At 38.0% G+C, this 21,897-nt stretch carries 23 protein-coding genes; 5 read left to right on the top strand and 18 right to left on the bottom strand.

Annotation, left to right across the window (positions count from 1 at the left end; genetic code table 11):
• Positions 1–25 precede the first annotated feature (25 nt).
• From G4Z05_RS09695 to G4Z05_RS09685, 3 genes are all read right to left on the bottom strand, one after another.
• Positions 26–964: a magnesium transporter CorA family protein gene (locus G4Z05_RS09695; RefSeq protein WP_163251767.1), complete on the bottom strand. Its 939-nt coding sequence runs from the start codon at positions 962–964 to the stop codon at positions 26–28.
• A gap of 272 nt (positions 965–1,236) precedes the next feature.
• Positions 1,237–2,133, bottom strand: coding sequence for a cation diffusion facilitator family transporter (locus G4Z05_RS09690; protein ID WP_163251766.1), 897 nt, complete (start codon positions 2,131–2,133; stop codon positions 1,237–1,239).
• Between the two features lie 69 nt (positions 2,134–2,202).
• Positions 2,203–2,340, bottom strand: coding sequence for a hypothetical protein (locus G4Z05_RS09685; protein WP_158332800.1), 138 nt, complete (start codon positions 2,338–2,340; stop codon positions 2,203–2,205).
• Between the two features lie 81 nt (positions 2,341–2,421).
• Here G4Z05_RS09685 and G4Z05_RS09680 point away from each other — a divergent pair, with 81 nt between their 5' ends.
• A complete protein-coding gene (locus G4Z05_RS09680; RefSeq protein WP_240465359.1) occupies positions 2,422–2,634 on the top strand; it encodes a YozQ family protein in 213 nt (70 codons plus the stop codon).
• Positions 2,635–2,677: 43 nt separating this feature from the next.
• Here the strand turns inward: G4Z05_RS09680 and G4Z05_RS09675 are convergent, their stop codons facing one another.
• Complete coding sequence (locus tag G4Z05_RS09675) at positions 2,678–3,433, bottom strand: TraR/DksA C4-type zinc finger protein (protein WP_163251765.1); 756 nt, start codon at positions 3,431–3,433, stop codon at positions 2,678–2,680.
• Positions 3,434–3,652: 219 nt separating this feature from the next.
• Between G4Z05_RS09675 and G4Z05_RS09670 the strand changes: the two genes are divergently transcribed.
• Both G4Z05_RS09670 and G4Z05_RS09665 read left to right on the top strand, forming a co-directional pair.
• Positions 3,653–3,814 (top strand): hypothetical protein, encoded by a 162-nt coding sequence (locus tag G4Z05_RS09670; RefSeq protein WP_163251764.1) that lies wholly within the window; start codon positions 3,653–3,655, stop codon positions 3,812–3,814.
• Positions 3,815–3,866: 52 nt separating this feature from the next.
• Positions 3,867–5,225 carry an amino acid permease gene (locus G4Z05_RS09665; RefSeq protein WP_163251763.1) on the top strand — a complete coding sequence of 453 codons (1,359 nt, stop codon included), beginning with the start codon at positions 3,867–3,869 and terminating at the stop codon, positions 5,223–5,225.
• 268 nt (positions 5,226–5,493) lie between these two features.
• On the opposite strand, the gene G4Z05_RS09660 is transcribed toward G4Z05_RS09665, so the two are convergent.
• The 9 genes from G4Z05_RS09660 to yugI all read right to left on the bottom strand — a co-directional run bounded on the left by G4Z05_RS09660 (position 5,494) and on the right by yugI (position 15,972).
• Positions 5,494–6,123 (bottom strand): LysE family transporter, encoded by a 630-nt coding sequence (locus G4Z05_RS09660; RefSeq protein WP_163251762.1) that lies wholly within the window; start codon positions 6,121–6,123, stop codon positions 5,494–5,496.
• Between the two features lie 100 nt (positions 6,124–6,223).
• The gene (locus tag G4Z05_RS09655; RefSeq protein WP_163251761.1) at positions 6,224–7,243 is read right to left on the bottom strand and encodes a glycosyltransferase family 2 protein; all 1,020 of its coding nucleotides are present in this window, start codon (positions 7,241–7,243) and stop codon (positions 6,224–6,226) included.
• 20 nt (positions 7,244–7,263) lie between these two features.
• Positions 7,264–8,937, bottom strand: a complete 1,674-nt coding sequence (locus tag G4Z05_RS09650) for a DUF6044 family protein (protein WP_163251760.1) — start codon at positions 8,935–8,937, stop codon at positions 7,264–7,266.
• A gap of 467 nt (positions 8,938–9,404) precedes the next feature.
• Positions 9,405–9,809 carry a YugN-like family protein gene (locus G4Z05_RS09645; RefSeq protein ID WP_163251759.1) on the bottom strand — a complete coding sequence of 135 codons (405 nt, stop codon included), beginning with the start codon at positions 9,807–9,809 and terminating at the stop codon, positions 9,405–9,407.
• Between the two features lie 115 nt (positions 9,810–9,924).
• On the bottom strand, positions 9,925–11,274 hold the full coding sequence (locus G4Z05_RS09640) for a glucose-6-phosphate isomerase (RefSeq protein ID WP_163251758.1): 1,350 nt from the start codon (positions 11,272–11,274) through the stop codon (positions 9,925–9,927).
• A gap of 163 nt (positions 11,275–11,437) precedes the next feature.
• Positions 11,438–12,601 (bottom strand): iron-containing alcohol dehydrogenase, encoded by a 1,164-nt coding sequence (locus tag G4Z05_RS09635; protein ID WP_163251757.1) that lies wholly within the window; start codon positions 12,599–12,601, stop codon positions 11,438–11,440.
• A 51-nt stretch (positions 12,602–12,652) separates the two neighbouring features.
• The gene (locus G4Z05_RS09630) at positions 12,653–13,924 is read right to left on the bottom strand and encodes a Glu/Leu/Phe/Val family dehydrogenase (RefSeq protein ID WP_163251756.1); all 1,272 of its coding nucleotides are present in this window, start codon (positions 13,922–13,924) and stop codon (positions 12,653–12,655) included.
• A gap of 55 nt (positions 13,925–13,979) precedes the next feature.
• Positions 13,980–15,179 carry an ornithine--oxo-acid transaminase gene (locus G4Z05_RS09625; protein ID WP_163251755.1) on the bottom strand — a complete coding sequence of 400 codons (1,200 nt, stop codon included), beginning with the start codon at positions 15,177–15,179 and terminating at the stop codon, positions 13,980–13,982.
• Between the two features lie 391 nt (positions 15,180–15,570).
• Positions 15,571–15,972: a S1 domain-containing post-transcriptional regulator GSP13 gene (yugI, locus tag G4Z05_RS09620; RefSeq protein WP_163251754.1), complete on the bottom strand. Its 402-nt coding sequence runs from the start codon at positions 15,970–15,972 to the stop codon at positions 15,571–15,573.
• A 221-nt stretch (positions 15,973–16,193) separates the two neighbouring features.
• On the opposite strand from yugI, the gene G4Z05_RS09615 reads away from it, so the two are divergent.
• Positions 16,194–16,400, top strand: a complete 207-nt coding sequence (locus tag G4Z05_RS09615) for a helix-turn-helix domain-containing protein (RefSeq protein ID WP_163251753.1) — start codon at positions 16,194–16,196, stop codon at positions 16,398–16,400.
• A 153-nt stretch (positions 16,401–16,553) separates the two neighbouring features.
• On the opposite strand, the gene G4Z05_RS09610 is transcribed toward G4Z05_RS09615, so the two are convergent.
• Positions 16,554–16,817 (bottom strand): DUF1871 family protein, encoded by a 264-nt coding sequence (locus G4Z05_RS09610; protein WP_163251752.1) that lies wholly within the window; start codon positions 16,815–16,817, stop codon positions 16,554–16,556.
• Between the two features lie 86 nt (positions 16,818–16,903).
• Here G4Z05_RS09610 and G4Z05_RS09605 point away from each other — a divergent pair, with 86 nt between their 5' ends.
• Positions 16,904–18,067 (top strand): MalY/PatB family protein, encoded by a 1,164-nt coding sequence (locus G4Z05_RS09605; RefSeq protein ID WP_163251751.1) that lies wholly within the window; start codon positions 16,904–16,906, stop codon positions 18,065–18,067.
• 303 nt (positions 18,068–18,370) lie between these two features.
• Here G4Z05_RS09605 and gndA read toward each other — a convergent pair whose 3' ends face one another.
• From gndA to G4Z05_RS09585, 4 genes are all read right to left on the bottom strand, one after another.
• Positions 18,371–19,783, bottom strand: coding sequence for an NADP-dependent phosphogluconate dehydrogenase (gene gndA / locus G4Z05_RS09600; protein WP_163251750.1), 1,413 nt, complete (start codon positions 19,781–19,783; stop codon positions 18,371–18,373).
• 81 nt (positions 19,784–19,864) lie between these two features.
• On the bottom strand, positions 19,865–21,067 hold the full coding sequence (locus tag G4Z05_RS09595; RefSeq protein WP_412758529.1) for an alanyl-tRNA editing protein: 1,203 nt from the start codon (positions 21,065–21,067) through the stop codon (positions 19,865–19,867).
• 164 nt (positions 21,068–21,231) lie between these two features.
• The gene (locus tag G4Z05_RS09590; RefSeq protein ID WP_240465358.1) at positions 21,232–21,501 is read right to left on the bottom strand and encodes a hypothetical protein; all 270 of its coding nucleotides are present in this window, start codon (positions 21,499–21,501) and stop codon (positions 21,232–21,234) included.
• Positions 21,502–21,610: 109 nt separating this feature from the next.
• Entirely contained in the window at positions 21,611–21,817 is a 207-nt protein-coding gene (locus tag G4Z05_RS09585; protein WP_038537016.1) for a hypothetical protein, read from the bottom strand.
• Between the last annotated feature and the right edge of the window lie 80 nt (positions 21,818–21,897).

Here is a 21,897-nt window from a genome sequence, read left to right as displayed (position 1 = left end):
AACCAGCTTATGAAAAGCTGGTAATCTAGAAATATTTCTTTTTCCAAAATATATAAGCTGTTAAACTGGCTAAACACGCTGAAAGGATAAGCGGTATCGCAAAGGCCATATTTGTTTGTTGAAATGGAAGTTCCACATTCATTCCATAAAAACTAGCAACCATCGTCGGCAAAGCCAAAATAATGGTGATTGATGTTAAAAACTTCATAACTATGTTTAAGTTATTGGAAATAATCGAAGCAAAGGCATTCATCATTCCAGTTAAGATCGAATGATAAGTTTCCGCCATTTCAATTGCCTGTGTGATTTCAATAATCACATCTTCCAATAAATCCTTATCTTCTTCATACATTTTTAAATAGCTAAAACGAAGAATTTTATCAAGAACGACTTTGTTTGATTTAAGGGAGGTTGTAAAATAAACCAAACTCTTTTCCAAGGCTAGAAAAGCATACAATTCCTTATTTTTCAATGACTGATGGACAACCCGTTCAATTTCGTTCGTTTTCTTATTAATTTGCTTTAAATAGCGTAGATAATAGGAAGAAATCACGAATAAAAGCTGAAGGGCAAAGCGTGTTTTTTTAAACGTATAAAATTCCTTCACCCTGTTTTTCCGAAATTCTTCAATAATTGGAGAATCCTTTAAAGAAACGGTAATAATATGATCATTGGTTAAAATAATTCCAATTGGGATTGTTTCATAAACAGCAAGACCTGATTCATCGTGTACAATGTATGGAAAATCAACGATGATGTACACTTGACCGTCATCTCGCTCAATTCTTGGACGCTCTTCATCATCGAGCGCATCCTTAATGATATCAATATCCACTTGAGCATCATTAGATACTCTAGCAATTTCTTCGGGGGTTGGAGCAGACATATTTACCCAACAACCTTTTGTAATGACATCCACTTTTTCTAAAACCCTAGCATCGGTGCTTTTGTAGATCTCCAACATGTTAAGAACCTCCTCATTCATTTTGTTTGAGGAAGCCAACTACCTTCATTGAGAGCTGATATTCTTGCCGAAACCATTTTCACCCATTCAAAGATTATATTGACTTCCCCTCGCCTGCTTGGGTCCGGGTCTATGGAATAACTCAAAAATATCAACTCCTCTCAACACTAATTACTTTCTACTGAATGCAGGCTGTATAATACTTATTCAGCCTTTTTCCCCTTCCTATCATAAACCCAAATGACCGAAAGTACAAATGAGATTTTTGTCCATTACTCATTTTCTGGAAAATATGGGTTTAAGTGAATCAATACTTCTTCAATATTGTCGTATTCATCCATTAATTTCTCTTTAATAGCTTTGGCAAGATCATGACCTTCTTTAATGGTTTTAAAATGATCAATGGAAATTCTTAAATCAACTAAAACATAATGTCCATGTTCTCTAGCCCTAATACGGTCTAATCTCCTTACCTCAGGAAATTTATTGATAATAGTAATATATTCCTGTAATGTCTCATGGTTAATATTCCGTTCAAGTAATATATCAAAGGCTTCTGTTAGCATTTCTTTAGCAATTTTAAAAATTAGATAGGCAACAAAAATACTCGCAACTTTATCACCGTATAACAAGAAACCAATATCAAACCGCTCCCCAGCCAATGATAATAACACTCCGATAGCGGCTGCCATGGAAGCTGCAATATCTGCCTTATGATCAAAAGCAATAGCCTCAATCGCTTTACTGTTATGTTGTCTTGCAACTCGCAGTGAGCTTCGATATAAAATGACTTTAGAAACATATGAGAATAACGCCACCCACATTGTCAGCATAGTAGGCGATTCAAATGGATGAATAAATCCAACAATTCCTTCATAAATCACATAAATGCTTACTAAAAACAGCAAAATCCCGACAACACCAGATACAATGACCTCTGCCTTCCCATGACCATACGGATGTTCTTCATCAGCAGGTTTATTGGCAATTTTAATCACGGATAAGACAATAACCGATGCGACCACATCTGCTGCTGAATGGATTCCATCAGCAAATACAGCATCACTATTACCATACCAGCCAATGATCATTTTTCCTAAAGTAAGAATGATATTACTGACAACACTAATCCAGGCAATTTTTTTAGCCAGCGATTCTCTTGCTCCCATTATGACCCCTCCCTAAAGAAGCATTGCACGCCAAGAATAGGTGCGAAATTTTTTATAAAAAAAACCTCTTTACTCTTTATTCCCTTCTTTTTCTTCTTTCATTATTTCCATTACTTCTAAAACAGAGATTCGGTTAATTTGATCATGAAGATAGTGAAAAGCTTGGTCCAATTCCTCTCTTGTAGGAAAGTCTTTTCTTTTATTCATTTAAGGAAACTCCTTTCATGGATGAAAATTAATAAAAATAGAGAAAATACTCATGTATTTACGACAAAGGAGTGATATATGTTGGAAAAAAAAGATCGAAAAAAAGCCACCGAGGTAGCGGGAAGCTTTTTTCACCCTAGTTACTATCATAACAGTAACCCGCTTGCATCAGGAATTGCTACGACTCATGAGCAAGTAAGTGACGTATATGCAGAAGGTGAAATTGGCGCCGTCGTCGAACAAGAGAATGGAAAAGAAGAACAAATTCCACGAGAAGACAATAAAACAGAATAAAATCAGAGAAAACAGCTCTCATCATGAAAGCTGTTTTCTGCTTTTATCTATCATCTTCCACATATGGATCATGTTCAAAAGCAGGTAAATCCCCGAAACTTGTCATGATGCCTTCTTCATCTAAAGCATTTTCATATTGTTCATGCTGTGGTGTTGGATAAACAGTAATATTTTTTCCATATATATCATTGCCAACAAAGTTTTCAAAGTCTTCTACATAACCTTCATTTTCTTCCGCCTCATCGGATACATCATTATAATGATCTTTTGTAAATGCGAAATCCGATGGAGTTTCAGATGTGCCCCATTGGGATACAACCTGCCAGGCATCTTCTGCATCAAAAGCAACATTCTCATCCTTTTCATCCATATCAAATTTTCCAAAAGGAGGCATTAAAACGCCTTCCTCTACTGGACGTTTATGGGAAGTCATCTGATCCGGACTATGCTCAATACAATAGGTCGTATTTGGCAATGCTTCCAGCCTTTCGACAGGAATATCCTTGCCACATACCTCGCATTTTCCATAGGTTCCATTTTCCATCGATTGTAAAGCCTTATTAATATTCCCTAGCTGTATTTTATAGTGTTCTAACAAGGCGTTATCCTTCTCGCGCTCATATAAGTCAGTTCCTTCATCAGCTGGATGGTTATCATAACTGGACAACTCCCCCATTGATTCGTGGTAATGACCACGTTCAAAACCAAAATGGTCATTTTGATTCAAATTCTCTTCCAACTCTTCTTTTTCTTTTAACAATCGTAAGCGTAAATTGGCAAGCTGTTCCGTCGATAACATTTTGAATCCCCCTTTTTCAAGAAAAACACTAATACATTTTTTTATAATTGAATGGGCATGAAGACATTAGAAGTTCCTTTTTATTTTCATTGAATTTGCTGCTGATTATGTAAGAAAAAATGAATTCCATCAAAAACCTTTTCGAAACAAATAGTATAAGAAAACTGCCAAGGTATATCTTAAATAATAAATGAAAACAAAAGAAATGAGGCAATCCACGTGGTCAATGAAAATTTTGATAAATTTAGACAAGTTTTAAGTAAACATAAAACAGAATATTTAGGTACGGACCGAAAACAAAAAACAGGTCTAAATGATGAACAGTTTAATAATCAAAGCATTACCGATCAATCACCTGGGTCGACAGGTAGAAAAATATAAAAAAGGTTGAGGAAATCGCCTCAACCTTTTAATTCGAAAGAGGAGTAGTGTTATGGGGCAGTCAAAGTCTAAGGCGAAGGAAAACAATATGAAATGGTGGCAGCTATCCTTGTTCGGGGTAGGGTGTACGATTGGAACTGGATTTTTTCTAGGCTCAAGTCTGGCCATTCGGATGGCTGGTCCTTCTATTTTAATCGCTTACTTTATAGCAGCTGTCGGTACATATTTTGTGTTTGATGCACTTGCAAAAATGACAGCAAATGAACCGCTTCAAGGAGGCTTCCGTTCCTATGCTAAAAAAGCATACGGAAGATGGGCTGGCTTTAGTAGTGGATGGGTTTACTGGACATCTGAAGTATTAATTATGGGCAGTCAAATGACTGCATTAGCCATTTTTTCTCAGTTTTGGTTTCCAAAAGTGCCACTTTGGCTATTTGCCACTGGCTACGCAATCCTTGGCTTAACAGTCATTTTAATTGGGGTGGGGATATTAAATAAACTAGAAAATATTCTGGCTATCATCAAAGTGTCAGCGATCCTCATGTTTATTATCATCTCATTCTTAGCGATTTTTGGAGTCTTAGATGGGGACCAGCCAATCCAATATCCCAATAAAATGAAAGAGATTTTCCCCGGTGGAATTATCGGATTATGGTCTGCAGTCATTTTTGCCTATTACGCTTTTGGAGGCATTGAAATTCTTGGCTTGATGGCAACCAAATTAAAAAATCCTAAGGAAGCCCCAAAGGCAGGAAGAGTCATGCTGTTCTCCTTAATGGTTATATATGCAATTTCCATTGGGTTGGCGGTAATCATGGTTGCCTGGAAAAAATTTAATGCAAAAGAAAGCCCGTTTGTCATTGCCTTGGATGCCTATCATCTTGCATTTATCCCGCATGTTTTTAATGCCACACTCATTATTGCAGGTTTTTCTACAATGACCGCTTCACTCTACGGAGTCACTACCATACTTGTCACCTTAGCTGAAGAAGGGGATGCCCCTGCTAGCTTTGCCAAAAAAAAGAAACTAAAGGTGCCGCTTCCTACGCTAACCGTTACCATGCTAGGCATCGCTGCTTCAGTCATCTCTGCCTTGTTCATGCCGAATCGAATTTACGAGTATATAACAACAGCTGCAAGTTTAATGCTCATGTATAATTGGATGTTTATTCTTATCTCACCCAGGAAGGTACTAAAAATTAACGCAATAGAGAAAGTCAAATACTTCATCGGCTTTCTACTCATTCTCATCGCAGTTAGTGGTACCTTGTTCCAAGATTCCAGCCGAATCGGATTTTTCATCAGCCTTGGTTTTGTCGCGATCATTGGGATTATTACCTTAATCATGAACTTAAAATGGAACAAAAGCAAAAACAAAAAACGTGTATTAAAACCATGGCCAACTGCATAGAAAAGCGAAAGTGCCCTGGTCAGCGGCGTATGACTTCCTCCCAAAAGCTATTGCTTTCGGTCGTGCGATGCTGAGGCTGACGAAGCCTTCCTTATGGTGGTCTCCAACTGAGATATAGGAAACACGAAAAGCGGAAGATATACGATGTTAACTTATCGTAGGGCGGAGAGTGAAGGCATCTCGCCGCTAGAGAGGGATGGAGCTAGACAATTTTTGAACTCACAAATATATTTCATAAAGAAAAGCCGGCATTAATCTGCCGGCTTTTTTATGAAGTAAATATGACCTTAAAGGCCTGAATGCCGAAATAAATACCAAACCCCATTAATGAAACACCTGAAAAAAGAGAAATCATCACTAATAGCCGCGAGGTTAAAAATTTTCTGAAACTGCTAGCCACACTAGCCATCGTGATATCCCACATAATTAATCCAATAAAAATCGCACTGCTATAAATAATTAACTGGCTTGTTTCATAACTTGCTGCTGTTTTAGCAAGAACCGAACCATAAATGCCAAGCCAAAATAATATCGTTAACGGATTAGAGATAGACATGAAAAATCCAGTAAAAAACGATTTTGTCAATGGATCTCTTCCCCTCGTATGATTTAAATGAACTTTCCCTGCATTCTTAATCGTTTCCATGCCTATATAAAGAAGGACAAAGAAACCAAACAACCAAAGAAAGATTTGCATAAATGGTGTCTCAAGAAACCTGACAACTCCTATGTAAACAATAAACATATAAATCCCATCTGCAATCACGGCTCCCACACCAATTAGCCATGAGTGCATAAATCCATTCCTTATTCCTTGATCTATTTGCGCTGCGTTGATGGGGCCAATGGGAGCCGCTAGCGAAATCCCTAACAAAATATAGCTTAAAAAAACGTTCATTCACACCCCTCCAAAAAAGCTTGTCTACCCATTATTATTCAAAAAGAAGGGGTTGTACGACTAAAAAAATAAAGAGGCCCAAACAGCCTCTTCCAAATAATTATTGATTTGACTCAGAAATTCTCCCCAAATCCTCTTCCACTGGATCCAAGAGGCGTCTAGGAACTCCTAAATTAAAAGTATCGATATCTACAATGTATTTAGGACGTTGTTTCGTTTCTTTATAAATTTTCCCAATATATTCTCCAATTAAGCCTATCGCTATTAATTGCAGTCCACCAATCAGCCAAATGGATGTGATCAACGAGGTCCAACCTGTTTGAGTATGACCTAAAAATTTTAGCGTCAAAAAATAACTTCCAAACATCAGGCTCATTAAAAAGGAAATAAATCCAATTAATAATACAAAGCGAATCGGAGAAACCGAAAATGAGGTAATCCCATCAAAGGCAAAGGCCAACATTTTTTTTAGAGGATATTTTGTCTCACCGGCCTTCCGCTCCAATCTGTCATAATAAACAATGTCCGTTTTAAAGCCAATAAGAGGCACAATTCCTCGCAAGAATAAATTTACTTCTTTAAATCGTTGCAACTCATTTAGTGCCCGTTTGCTCATCAGGCGGAAATCAGCATGATTATAGACTAGGTCAACTCCTAATCTTTTCATCATTTTATAGAAGCCCTGCGCCGTGCTTCTTTTAAAAAAGCTATCCGTTTCTCGGCTTTTTCTCACGCCATATACAATGTCACAACCTTCGTAATATTTCAAAATAAATTCCCGAATGACTGAAATATCATCTTGAAGATCGGCGTCAATGGAAACCACACAATCGGAAAGGTCCTTTGCTGAAATCAAGCCAGCAAGAAGGGCATTTTGGTGCCCGACATTTCGTGATAGTTTAAGCCCCTTGACCATTGAATTTTGTAATCCTTCTTTATAAATCAGTTCCCATGTACCATCCTTACTTCCATCATCCACGAATAGAAGCTTGCTCTGCTGAGAAATAAGTGCTTCATCCATTAACTCCTTAAGCAGCCTTTGTAGGGCAGACATGGTCTCCGGCAAAACTTCTTCTTCGTTATAGCATGGCACAACAATAGTAAGGACTGGTTCTGTCATCTGCTGTATCCCTCCGATGTCTAAAAAGTTTTGTATAGGTAAATTTTCCAAGCAGAATTTTTCGATTCAAAAACTCGTTCTAGTGATAACTGATTTTGTTCGGCATTATCAATTGGCAATGCAGAGAATATATAGCGTCCACCCATTTCTTTAAAAACGTTTGTATTTAATTCCAAATTTTTTAGATGCCTTTTGGAATCTTTTTTGATCATATATTTCTTTCCAAGCTGTGCAGTGAAAATATAGCAACGTCCACCCCATTTATCAAAATATTTTTTGATGGTTTTATTTTTTTCCAATTCCTTTTCAATTATTTTCCGAAATTGATGTTTATAACTTAAAGGATAGAAATTATTATAGGTATCAAGCGTATAAAAGCCGTTATATTGGGCAATCGCGGGATGAATTCCTATACTCGCTACCCTGTAATCTTCCTGAGGCAAGGCAATATACTCCTTAATCTCTTGGAATAATTCCTCTGCATAAAACTCCTTAACAGTCGGTTTATCCCTATAAATGATTTCATCATTAAATCCACATAACAAAATGATCTGCATAATCGCCAGCCCCTTGGCAATCCGGGACCAGTGGAATCCTTGAAGTGAAATGATTTTTAATGCTAATGCAAAACTAGCATAAATCACAAGTGGCCTTAAAAAGTGGTAGCGGGCAAAATTAAAGGTATCCATGAAGTGAAATTTTTTTGTCAATGGAAGCCAGCCTTCATAAAACCAAAAGGCATACCAAAGCGATAAAATAAAATTCAAACCAAACAGAAAAATAAATATTTTCTCCTGCTTCCATAGTTTTTTAGAAATAACCAAATACATCGCAATTAATGTGGCAGGGAGAATGATAAACGTATGAACAGTCATCACGTGGGTATGTCCAAACACATAGTTTTTAAATGTCAGCCGGATTACACGCCAAAGCGGCAGCTCCGCATGAAAATATTCATCCCTACTGTTTGGTTCTCCTTTAAAAAGAAAAGAGTAAACAAGCCGGTATTCTACTAGTAAAAAAACAAAAGTCATATAAACAATCGATAGGAGAAAAGAGAAATTCCATCTTTTTTTTCGAATAACATCTGTTAACCAAAAAATCCCCATGGCACTTAAGAAAAAGAAAAAACCTAACACAATGCTCGCATAAAAAGGGAGAAGAGTCAGAACGACATAGTCCTTAATGGATCCTTCCCCATTTCTAATATTGAGAAAAGCCCAAAGTGCAAGTGGCATTCCTAATGTACTCAACATTCCTGATGGCCAAAATGGAGTCAATGCAAAAGCAAGGGAGGCCATAATATTGATAATGACCCATTTTTCACCCGGCAATAAATGTTTTTTTAACAGCAAGTACATCCCAAAAAAGGCAACAAATCTTGTTAATGCTTGACTTAATCCATAAGCAATCATGGTAGGGAAAAAGTAATGAAGCCAAACGATGATACTAAATTCTGTTCCAAAGGCGTTTCGAGACAGCATTCCATTAATAATTTGTGGGATAACCCCTTGAACCCCACCGAACATTTCCCCACTTCTCGCCAATACTCTATACCAGGCAATGTTGGAATCTAAATTGTCGTGGACTCGAATATGGGCATTCTCTTGTAAAATAAATAAAGGGGAAAGATAAAGTGCCAAAATGAACATGGCTAATAGGATACACCTTTGTTCTGTTTTTATTTCCTTCATCAATTTTCCACACCTCAAGGCTCTTTTCTCCAATGGTTCATTTTTCCTTTAAATTTTGCATTAACAATGAAAATTATTCCTTCAAGAAGGAAATGGCCAGTAATTGTTCTTATTTTCAGAGGAAATGTAAAGCGATTTATGGAGATGGAAATGTTTCAAAAATGAGGAATGTCATATTATTAATGAGTAATAACACTTACATGTTCTGAAAGAAATGTCATTGGACTAATCAAAGAATGATAAGTTCTAATACTAGTTAGAAAAATATTTACCATGAGCAATGAAAGACATTTCCAGTTTCACACTAACCGAAAATGTCTTTTATTCACTCGATGATCGCCCTTCTCGTTTAGAATCAATCTTAACATCATTTTTTCGATGCTTGGCATGAATGTACTCATACGAGTCATGTGGCAAAAATTTTTTATTACTAATCGTTATTAAACTAACTTCCATTATTAATGGAGTTATTGTAACAAAAGATCTTCCAATTCTTGAACAAGAGCCTTTCCAACATCAATATATTGGCTTGGGAAATTTGCATCTTTGTTGGTAGGTTCTTGAAATTGATTGAATGCCCCGGAAAAAACACCAGATTCTCCGTGCTCATCTATATTTTCTTCATACTCATGAGACAAGAGAAAGGGCCGACCCAACTCCACTGTGCAGCCACGGGCATCCAACTGGCCATCAATGGCTTTAAAGGGGAGCCTAAGGTATTGATATCCGGAATCTTCACTTATTTTATAATCAAATGCCCCATGATCATAATCCCAATTCCCACCGATTGAATAACCGATTGGCTTTAATTTTTGTTCCAACTTGTACAAATCAAACTGTAGACCTTCCACCTTGGATGGTATTTCAATCATTCTTGTAACCCCCTTTTTTCTTCATGAAATTAGTTTTTCCAATAATCATAAAATCAATCAAATGCCACGGCTTATAAAAAAAGCAGGTCGATTTCTTTTCGACCTGCTTTTTTTATTATTTTAATCGTTTTTCAAGCTCTGCTTTTTTCTCTTCATATCCAGGTTTCCCTAATAGGGCAAACATATTGACTTTATAAGCTTCTACACCAGGCTGATCAAATGGATTAACTCCTAGTAAGTATCCGCTCATCGCACAAGCTTTTTCAAAGAAGTACACAAGATAACCGAAAGTGTACTCATCCATGGCTGGAATAGTAACGATTAAGTTAGGTACGCCACCATCCGTATGAGCTAGCATGGTACCTTCAAATGCTTTGTTATTTACAAAATCAACCGTCTTGTCTGCTAAGTAATTTAGTCCATCCAAATCATTGTCCATCGCCTCAATTGTTAGCTCATGGCGAGGCTGATCAACTTTGATAATCGTTTCAAATAAATCGCGACGGCCTTCTTGAACATACTGACCTAATGAATGTAAATCTGTAGAGAAATTAGCTGAAGCCGGGAAAATTCCTTTTTGGTCTTTTCCTTCACTTTCACCAAACAACTGCTTCCACCATTCAGAGAAATATTGTAACCCTGGCTCATAGTTAACGAGCATTTCAATCGTTTTACCTTTGTTATATAAAACATTTCTTACAGCCGCATATTGATAAGCAGGGTTAGATTCAAGCTCGGATTCACTGAAATCTTCCTGTGCTTTTGCTGCACCTGCCATCATTTTTTCAATATCTGCTCCGCTGACAGCAATCGGTAGCAAACCAACAGCTGTTAAAACTGAATAACGTCCACCAACATCATCCGGAATCACAAACGTTTCATAGCCTTCTTCACTTGCTAATGTTTTTAATGCCCCGCGAGCCTTGTCTGTTGTTGCATAGATTCGTTTACGCGCTTCTTCCACACCGTATTTTTCTTCTAATAATTTACGGAAAATACGGAAGGCAATGGCTGGCTCCGTGGTCGTTCCAGATTTGGAAATGACATTAATGGAAAAATCTTTTCCGTCGAGAAGATCCATAATATCTCTCATATAAGTGGAACTAATATTATTTCCGGCAAAAATGATTTGCGGGGTCTTCCTCTTTTCCTTTGGCAAAGCATTATAAAAGCTATGTTGCAACATTTCAATAGCTGCTCTTGCGCCGAGGTAGGAACCGCCAATACCGATGACAAGCAGTACATCAGAATCAGACTTAATTTTCTCTGCTGCTTTTTGAATTCGAGCAAATTCCTCTTTATCATAATTCGTTGGGAGCTCAATCCAACCTAAAAAGTCATTCCCTGCACCCGTTTTTTCATGAAGGGAATGGTGAGCAACTTTCACAGCATCACGTAAATATGTAAGTTCATGTTCTCCGAAGAAGGAGAGGGCCTTTGAGTAATCAAAACGAACGTGTGTCATACATGTTCCTCCAAAATTTTATTTTCATTACCACTTTAAACAATGAGGAATGGATAATCAAGGCGAAGTCACTTTTGTAAACGCAACCAATTTCGAGCATTTTTTTACAGAGGAGGAATTTTGTCGAAAAAGGAGCTCAGTAAATAATCTGAGCTCCAAAATATTATAAGGATGCACGATAAATGGCTAAACAATCATCCCGGTTCAATTTCTTAAAGTTGCCAAATTCTCCATTTGCCATTGCACGGTCTGCCATTAGATCAATGTTGCTGTCATCTATGTCGTAATCCGCCAATCGTGATGGGGCTCCAATCTGATTCCAGAACTCGCGTAGCTTACGGATGCCTTCAAGCCCCACTTCTTCAGCTGTTTTTCCTTCAGGGTTCACCCCAAATACCCTCACAGCCAGCTGTTTAAACCGCTCAGGCTTCACATGAAGGGTATGCTCCATCCAATGCGGGAATAGGATGGCAAGCCCGCCTCCATGAGGAATATCATAAACAGCGGAAACAGCATGCTCTAAATTATGAGTCGCCCAGTCACCGCGATAGCCCATATTTAAAATCCCATTTAATGCCATTGTTCCGCAATATAGGATTGTTTTTCGGTGTTCATAATTTTCAAGATCCTCCAATAATTTTGGAGCCGTTTCCATGACAGTCAAGAGTAAGGACTCACACATGCGGTCCTGAAAATCAGTATTTTCTTCAAGGTGAAAATAATGTTCCAAAACATGGGACATCATATCAACAATGCCATAAATTGTTTGATCCCTTGGGACAGTAAAGGTATAAACCGGATCCAGTATCGAGAACTTAGGAAAAGTAACTGGACTACCCCACCCATATTTTTCCTTTGTCTCCCAATTGGTGATAACCGATCCAGCATTCATTTCGGAACCCGTCGCTGCTAATGTCAATACAGTCCCAAACGGTAAAGCTTCCTTAGCAACCGCCTTTTTAATGACAATGTCCCAAGGATCGCCGTCATATTTTGCCCCGGCGGCTATCAATTTGCTGCAGTCAATAACACTCCCACCGCCTACAGCTAAAATAAACTCGATTCCCTCGCGTTTACAAATATCCACTCCTTTCCGAGCGGTAGAAACACGTGGGTTAGGTTCTACTCCGGCCAGTTCAAACACTTGTGCTCCAATTTCATTTAAGATGGCTATTACTTGATCATATAAACCTGTTCGTTTGATGCTACCTCCACCATAAACTAACAATACCTTTTTCCCATAGCGGGGGATTTCAACTTTTAATTGCTCAAGTTGTCCTTTACCGAAAATTAATTTTACAGGGTTTTGAAAAATAAAGTTTTGCAACTGATTTCCTCTCCTTTGCTTCGCTAATTTAGGTGCCCTATCCTATAGAAATTAAATCCAACCTCTAAACTGAGCCGCCTCCGCCATTTTTCTCACTCCCGTCATATAAGCAGCAAGTCGCATATTCATCTTTCTTTGTTCCGCCGTTTTAAATATTTCATGAAAAGAAGCGATGATCTTTTCTCGCAGTTTCTCTTTGACTTCTTCCTTACTCCAATAAAAACCTTGGTTATTCTGTACCCATTCAAAATAGGAAACAATGACTCCCCCAGCACCTGTTAATATATCTGGAACAATAACGATTCCCCGTTCGGCAAGAATCGTTGTCGCCTCTAGTGTGGTCGGACCATTAGCAACTTCTGCTATCAATTTTGCCTTAATATGAGGAGCATTTTCCGCAGTGATTTGATTAGAAATGGCCGCAGGAATTAAAATATCACAATCTTGCTCAAGAAGTTCTTCATTGGATATGGCTCCTTCAAATAATGTTGTAATCGTCCCAAAACTATCACGACGTTCTAATAGGTAGTCAATTGGAAGCCCATTTGGGTCATAAAGGGCTCCATAGACATCGGAAATACCAACTATTTTTGCCCCTTCATCAGACAGGATTTTTGCTAAATAACCCCCGGCATTTCCGAAGCCTTGGACGATGACCCGAGATCCTTTAATAGGAATTCCTGCTTTTTTAGCGGCTTCTTCGATACATATAGCAGCTCCCATTGCTCCGGCAGTATCCCGGCATGATGATCCCCCAAGTGAGAGTGGTTTTCCTGTAATAAAACTTGGTGATCCGACTTGCTTTAGACGGTTATATTCATCTAGCATCCAAGCCATTATTTGCGAATTGGTATACATATCAGGTGCCAAGATATCCTTTGTCGGACCTACTACTTGACTAATAGCTCGGACGTATCCCCGGCTCAGTCGTTCCAGTTCACCCATAGACATAGTCCTTGGATTACAAATGATACCGCCTTTTCCTCCCCCAAAAGGCAGATCGGCAATTCCACATTTCATACTCATCCAAATTGCCAATGCCTTTATATCATCCTCATCTATTTTTGGGTGAAAACGGATCCCCCCCATCGTCGGTCCAACCGAGTCCATATGCTGCACACGATAACCTGTAAATACCTTTTTCGAACCATCATCCATATGGACAGGGATTCGGACCACGAGAGTTCTTAAAGGTTCCGCTAATAAGTGGAACATCTCTTGTGAGTACCCAAGCTTATGTAGGACATTTTGAATCATCCTCTGTGTTGAAGTAAGAAGGCTTTCCATTTGTTTTTCGATATCTTCTTCATCCATTTTCCCCATTTTGGTCCCCCGAATTTGATAAATTCGCCTTTGTTTTTACCCTCTTTTAGACTACCTAACCTAGCACTTTATGAATTCTTTCAATGGCCCAATCCAGCTCATCTTTTGTAATCACAAGAGGTGGAGCAAAACGTATAACGGTATCATGTGTTTCCTTACATAAAAGTCCCTCTTCTTTTAACTGCTCACAATACGGTCTTGCTGCCCCTGTTAATTCCATGCCAATAAACAAGCCTCGGCCACGAATTTCCTTAATAATAGGATTTTTGATTTCTTTTAACTTACTAATAAAATACTCACCAAGCTCTTGGGATTTTTCAGCAAGCTTTTCTTCTATTAAAACATCAAGCGCAGCAATAGAAACAGCACAAGCCATCGGATTGCCACCGAAAGTCGAACCATGGGACCCAGGATTAAATACGCCTAATATATCTTTGTTTGCGACCACACAAGAAATTGGGAAAACACCGCCCCCTAGTGCCTTTCCTAAAATATACATGTCTGGTTCGAATCCTTCCCATTCACAAGCAAACATCTTCCCAGTACGTCCAAGCCCAGCTTGGATTTCATCAGCGATAAATAATACATTATTTTCTTTACACAACTCATACGCTGCTTTCAAATAGCCTTCTGGCGGGATGATAATACCAGCCTCCCCTTGGATCGGCTCAATTAAAAATGCAGCGGTATTAGGAGTAATGGCTTCTTTTAAGGCATTTAAATCACCATATGGGACCAATTTAACCCCAGGAAGCATAGGACCGAATCCCCGCTTATACTCATCCTCAGAAGATAAAGAAACAGCCGCCATTGTCCGTCCATGGAAATTCCCAACACAACCAATAATTTCAGCCTGGTTTTCAGCAATACCTTTCACTTCATAACCCCAGCGGCGGGCCGCCTTGATAGCTGTTTCTACTGCCTCAGCACCCGTATTCATCGGTAGAGCCATCTCTTTGTTCGTCATTTTGCATATCTTTTCATACCATGGTCCAAGTTGGTCATTGTGGAAAGCGCGGGAGGTTAGTGTTACTTTATCTGCTTGTTCCTTCAATGCTTGAATGATTTTTGGATGGCGATGGCCTTGGTTGACAGCAGAATAGGCACTTAACATATCCATATATTTGTTTCCTTCTGGGTCTTCTACCCAAACTCCTTCTGCCTTTGAAATGACAATTGGAAGTGGATGATAATTGTGTGCTCCATATTTCTCTGTTTGTTCAATAATACTTTGGGTATTTCTATTGCCACGCATAATTCCATTCCTCCATTTCAAACTTTTGTATGGACATCCATATTTATTGTAGCCCACAACGATAAAAGAATGAATCTGTAACCTATAAGATTTATAATAACAGTCTCTGTTAAATTTTAATGTTAATAAATGAATAAAATTTTTGGACACCCTATTTATTTATATTTCCTATACGACTCCGTTTCTTTAATCAAAAGCTGTTCCATATATTTTCTTCAACCAAGAAAATTCCTTCATGTGGACATAGAGGCTAACAGATACTTACTATCTTTGTTAAAACATTAAGTCCTCAAGTAATTTGGGACTGATCCAATCAAAAAAATTTGTTACATAGCCTAATAAAAAAACAGCCCGGTACTTTTTCTTTGGAAGTTCCTAGGCTGTTTTTTCATTATTTTTTTATTAAATCTTCACGCTGGGATTGATCAATCCATTCCTGAAGCTTTTCTTTTAATGTATTAAAACCTTGATAACCGTCTCCCTCAGCAACAATGGCTGCAGCCTGACGCTTACGAGGTTTTCTTGAACGAACAGCCTGCTGTACAGGAGGCTCTTCGGTTGCTTTGATGGAAAGTCCTATTTTTCCCGCCTCTTCATCTACTGATAAAATTTTTACCTTAATTTCATCACCAACTTTTAAATGATCATGAATATCTTTCACATAGCCGTACGTAATTTCTGAAATATGAACAAGACCTTGTGTATTTTCGTCCAGTGCAACAAACGCACCGTATGGTTGGATCCCGGTCACCTTACCAGTAATTACACTTCCTGTTTCAAATTTTTGTGACATGAAAACACTCCTAAGTAAATTAATTATAGTTCCCTTTTATACGCATTAAAAAATTATAACACACCAAACTTCAATTATCAAAAAAACGCTTCTCTTTATAATGTACTAAACAAACGACCCATTAACAGTTCGTAACAAAATGGACAAAATCTAATGAAAAAAATAAAAGAATCCCATGATAAAATAAAAGTAGCAGACGATCTTACTCGGGGGTGAACTGTATGAATACCATTGGTCATACAATTAAAGCTGCACGTGAAAGAAGAAATCTGACAAAAGAGGAGCTTGCCCAAAAATTAAGGGTAGGAACACATACAGTCGAAAAATACGAATCAGGGGAACAAATCCCTAGCAATCAAACCATTTTAAAGCTATCTACAGTACTTGATATACCTACTTCCGAACTTTTGAAAAAACAAAATATATAAAACGCTAAAAGCACCTGTTTTATATATTTTTTTCATTTTTGTGTAAAAAAAGTATAAAGGAGGGAAATTTTGGTTAACCTTAAACCATAAGCTTTCTAGTATTCCCCCCTTTTTGAGTGGACATCCGTCGATCGGATTGTTCACTTTTTTTGTTTATAAAGTACAGGAATTGTTTTCTTTCACTACCAATAAGGCCTCAGCTATTTTTAAACATTTCTCCATTGGAATTACCTTCTCGAATGAGAATTCATAAATTTGTTGTATTCTTTTTGCTAACTTAACGGAATCATCCAACTCATAAACAGCTTGGATGACATCCACAATTTCCGTATCGTAATCTCCTTTTTCCAATCCAAATGGATTCCAATCATTTAAAAGATCCACCAACTTAAGATTCGTTTGAACTTCTTTTCTCATTTTTTCGCCCCTAAAATTTTTCCATTCTTTAAGAAATATTTTATCATAAATATAAGACAGTGATAAAAGATATAGGAGGCAAGATTATGTCAGTGTTTGATGAAAAAATAGACCGTTCAAAGACAGCCTCTGTGAAATGGGAGCTAACGAAAGTAATTTTTGGAGAAGAGGATTTATGGCCCATGTGGGTGGCTGATATGGATTTTAAGCCACCAAAAGCCGTGCTTGACGCGCTGAAAAAACGATTGGACCATGGTATCTTTGGCTATACCTTTGTACCTAACACCACATCCCAAGCCATAGTTGAATGGTTATTTAAAAGACACCAGTGGGAAGTAAACCCTTCATGGCTTTCCTATTGTGGGGGAGTTGTTCAAGCTATCAGCACCGCAATAACGGCCTTTACGAACGAAGGAGATCCAATCATCATTCAATCGCCTGTTTACACACCATTCTTTGACATGGTTGAAAAGAATAACCGTAAAGTAGTTAATTCTCCACTAATTCGTGAAGGAAATAAATATAAAATGGATTTTGCTGGTTTTGAATCTGCCTTAAAAGAAGGTTGCAAGGTATTTATATTATGTAACCCACATAATCCCGGTGGCAGGGTTTGGACCAAAGAGGAATTATTGAAAATTGGAGAATTATGTCTAAAATACAATTGCCTCATCCTTTCCGATGAGATTCATTCCGATCTAATTTATAAGGCATATAAGCATACACCTATGGCATCCATATCAGATGAGATTTCAGAAAAAACGGTCACCTTTGTTGCACCAAGTAAAACGTTTAATCTTGCAGGATTGCACTCCGCTGTGGCCATAATTAAAAATCCAACATTAAGAAAACAGTTTAACCAGGTACAAAAACGACAAGGTCACTTCGGCTTAAATATCTTTGGAATTGTCGGCATGGAGGCCGCTTATCGTGAAGGAGAAGCATGGCTAGAAGATTTAATTGATTATCTAGAAGAAAACAAAAACTATGCTATCGCCTTTCTTAAAAAACATCTTCCCAAAATTACTTGTATGGAGCCAGAAGGCACCTATCTACTATGGCTCGATTGCCGAGAACTTGGTTTTAGTGATGAAGAACTACGTCAATTGCTTCTTGAAAAAGGAAAGCTGGCCCTCGAACCAGGACCAAAATACGGACCAGGTGGAAATGGCTTTGTCCGTATGAATATTGCATGTCCGAGAGATTATTTAATAGAAGGATTAAACAGGTTAAAAAAAGCTCTTAGTTAAAGCAAAGGAGGGGCTAAAAGGATTACCTTTTAAGGTCCCTCTTTTTGTTGAATGTATGATCCCGTTCTAGAATCTTTTCTTTCCGTAAACATAGTGGACCTGCTGAAATGGGCGTGACGTCCAATCCGATTAACTGTATGGAAAAGGAAACTTGAAACTCGCTATAAAAAAAGATATTTATTTTTCGTTAAGTGCTCATGACCAAACTATTGAATGAAACAATTTTCTTATGTACATGAAAAAAAGGCTGAGCCCCAAAAAAGTCCTTTTTAAAGAACCTCTTGGGTCAGCCCCTCACTATTTTTACTTTTCAAGCCATTCTGTGTGGAAGTTTCCTTCCTTATCAATTCGTTGATACGTATGGGCACCGAAGTAATCCCTTTGAGCCTGCAGCAGATTAGCAGGTAACACACTTGTACGATAGCTATCATAATAAGAAAGTGCACTAGCAAGCCCTGGAACTGGAATACCTGCTTTTATAGCAGTTGCCACCACTTCCCTAGCTGCATCTTGATAATCAGCGGTTATCACTTGGAAATAAGAATCAAGCAACAAATTCTCTAATTCCGGATTTCGTTCATATGCATCCATAATATTTTGCAGGAAGGCTGCACGAATAATACAACCGCCACGGAAAATCTTTGCAATTTCACCAGGTTTTAGATCCCAATTATATTCTTCTGATGCCACTTTAAATTGAGAAAACCCTTGGGCATAAGAAATGATTTTACTGAAATATAAGGTTTTACGAATTAGCTCAATAAATTCTTTTTTATTGCCAATAAATTTATTTTCTTTTGGTCCTTTAAGAATCTTGCTAGCCTTCACGCGCTCCTCTTTCATTGCAGACAAGAATCGAGCAAAAACGGATTCCGTAATCATTGATAGAGGAACACCTAAATCCAATGCACTCTGACTTGTCCATTTTCCAGTTCCTTTTTGGCCAGCTTTATCAAGAATAACATCTACTAACGGCTGTCCTGTTTCCGGATCCATTTTTGTAAAGATATCAGCTGTAATTTCGATTAAATAACTATCAAGTTCCCCTTGGTTCCATTCTTTAAATACTTCATGAAGCTCTTCAGCAGATAATCCAAGCAAAGATTTCATTAAATGATAGGACTCACAAATAAGTTGCATATCTCCATATTCGATACCATTATGGACCATTTTCACATAGTGGCCAGCTCCATTAGGCCCGATATATGTACAACATGGCTCACCATTTACTTTTGCTGAAATGGCCGTTAGAAGAGGACCAACATGCTCATAGGCTTCTTTTTGACCACTTGGCATGATGGCTGGACCTGTTAATGCCCCTTCCTCACCGCCGGAAACACCCGCACCAATAAAGAGAATACCTTTCTCTGCAAGGTATGTATTTCTTCGAATCGTATCTTTGTAATAACTATTCCCTCCATCAATGAGGATATCTCCTTTATCTAAATAAGGAATTAAGGACTCTATTGCTTTATCTGTAATTTCCCCAGCATTCACCATTAACAAAATTTTCCTTGGTATTTCTAAAGATTGAACAAATTGTTCGATATTTGTTGTTCCGACAATGTTTTTTCCTTTATTGCTCTCTAAAATTTCATTGACCTTTTCAGCAGAAAGATCATAGATAGAAACGGAAAAGCCTTTGCTTTCAAAATTCAAAGCTAAACTCCGCCCCATTACGCCAACTCCGACGACACCAACTTGTTGTTTTTTCAAACTGAACCATCCCTTCTTGCTGTTAATTATTAAGCTTATATATTGAAAGTTGATGCTTGAGAGAATATCCCACTCAAACAATCACTTTGCTTCTATTTTCATAGTCCTCCACACAACTTCTAACAACTCTTGTCCCGAAATTCTCGCCTCTCCGCCACCTTGAGCGAAGGAATCATTTCCTCCACCTTTTCCACCAATGTGTGGTAGGACAGCTTCAATGACGTGTTTCATATTTTCTGTTCTGGCTGCACCTCGGGCACAAACCAACTGTAGTCGATTTTCACTTTCGGAAACAAGAATAGCCATAGAAGCTTCATTCACTACTGTAATAAAACGAGCTAGCTTTTGCAATTCTTGTATTGTACGATTTTTAAAAACTTTGCCAACCCAATGATTGGGAGGACCGTTTGATAATAATTCCTTTGCCTCGTATTGCAATAACTGATCTTGGAGCAGTTCGATCGTCTTTTCTTGCTCTTTTCTAGCATCGATGATCCGGACAGCCGCTTGCTCCAGCTCCAGTTCTGGGGCATTTAATAGCTTCGTTAACGACAATAATACATTATGTTTGTTTTCCAACTGGAGGAGAACACGTTCACCGCAAACAAATTGAAGGCGAATTTTCTTCTTTTGCCGTTCCCATCCCAAAATTTTAATTCCTCTTACTTCACCGGTAGTTTTTGGATGTGTGCCTCCGCAGCCATTGTAATCAAAATCCGGAATGATAACAAGCCGAATGTCTTTTTTCACCTTTGGAGCTTTACGTAGTGGGTACTGGAATAACTCCTGTTCGGTCACCCACTTCACTTGAATGGGCCTATTTTCCAAAATTATTTGGTTTGCCAGTTGCTCCGCTTTTTTAGCCTCCTCCTTTGTTAATTGTTCGGTTTCAAGATCAATTGTGACTATTTTTTCACCTAAGTGAAACCCAACTGTTTTGTATGCAAATAAGCTTTCAAAAGCAGCTGAAAGAATATGTTGTCCGGCATGCTGCTGCATATGATCAAAACGTCGATCCCAATCTATTTGACCTTGGACTATTTTTTCACAATTAGAGATTGGTCCATCTAAATAATGTCGAATCTCTCCGCCTATTTCTTCTACATTAATGACCCTTTGTTCATCAATCATTCCTGTATCAAATGGCTGTCCGCCTCCAGTAGGATAAAAAGCGGTTTGGTTTAAGACTACATACCACTTGCCCAACTCATCCTGCTCTTGTTTTAAAACTTTTGCGTTAAAGGTCCTTATGTATGGGTCTGAATAAAATAATTTGTTTTCCATCATGTAAATTCCCAATCCTTGTTAATTTATTACACTCATTTTCGGAAAAAATGGATAAGAAATCAAGAATGTACAACCATTTTCTCATATAAAAAAATGCCCCACAATGATGGGGCAAAAACTTTACCATTTATGAGGTTATAAAATGACACTTGGCTAAAAATTTATTTGTCTTCTTTCCGTTGGCCATAAGATGGCATCATACCGTACGGAAATCCATGGTGATATCCTCCCATTGAATAAGGGTACCCATGATGATGTCCGAAATGGTGACCATGATGTTGGCCAAAATGCGGAAACTGTTGGTGATGCCCCCCAAAACTAGGATAGTGGCCACCCATATGAAAGCCATGCTGTGGATATCCAGTCATTTGCGGGTAACCCATTTGCTGCCCAAACTGCCCTGGAAATGTTCCAAACTGTCTTTTATCCATTGCTGAATCCCTCCTTCATTGTCTCATGGTAGTGTATGTACAATGAATGGGATAAGCTTAGATGGATGTCCTATTAAAATGAAAATGGGCAAAAAAAGAACAGCATGCATTAGCTGTCCTTCCTGGCAGATTGTTGATTGATTTTCTCTTCCAATTCCTTTGCCTTTTGAGCTTCCCGCTTGGATATCCTAATGATCCATCTCATTGTAAAGATTGCTGCAATTAAGAAAATAGAAAAACTGATAAGTGCCGGAAAATATTCGGATTTATCCTCCGGAAAATATAAAAACAAGGATAGGATAAATGGATGAAACATTTGATTCTCCCTTTCTAAAGAGACCTGCTCTAATTCTCCCATTATAACAATAAAATCTGTTTCATTCCATGGATTGAGTT

The organism is Neobacillus thermocopriae (assembly GCF_010975035.1).
GTDB classification, from domain to species: domain Bacteria; phylum Bacillota; class Bacilli; order Bacillales; family Cytobacillaceae; genus Neobacillus; species Neobacillus thermocopriae.
Note: the sequence above shows the minus strand (reverse complement) of the source record. Positions and strands in the feature narration are given on the sequence as shown.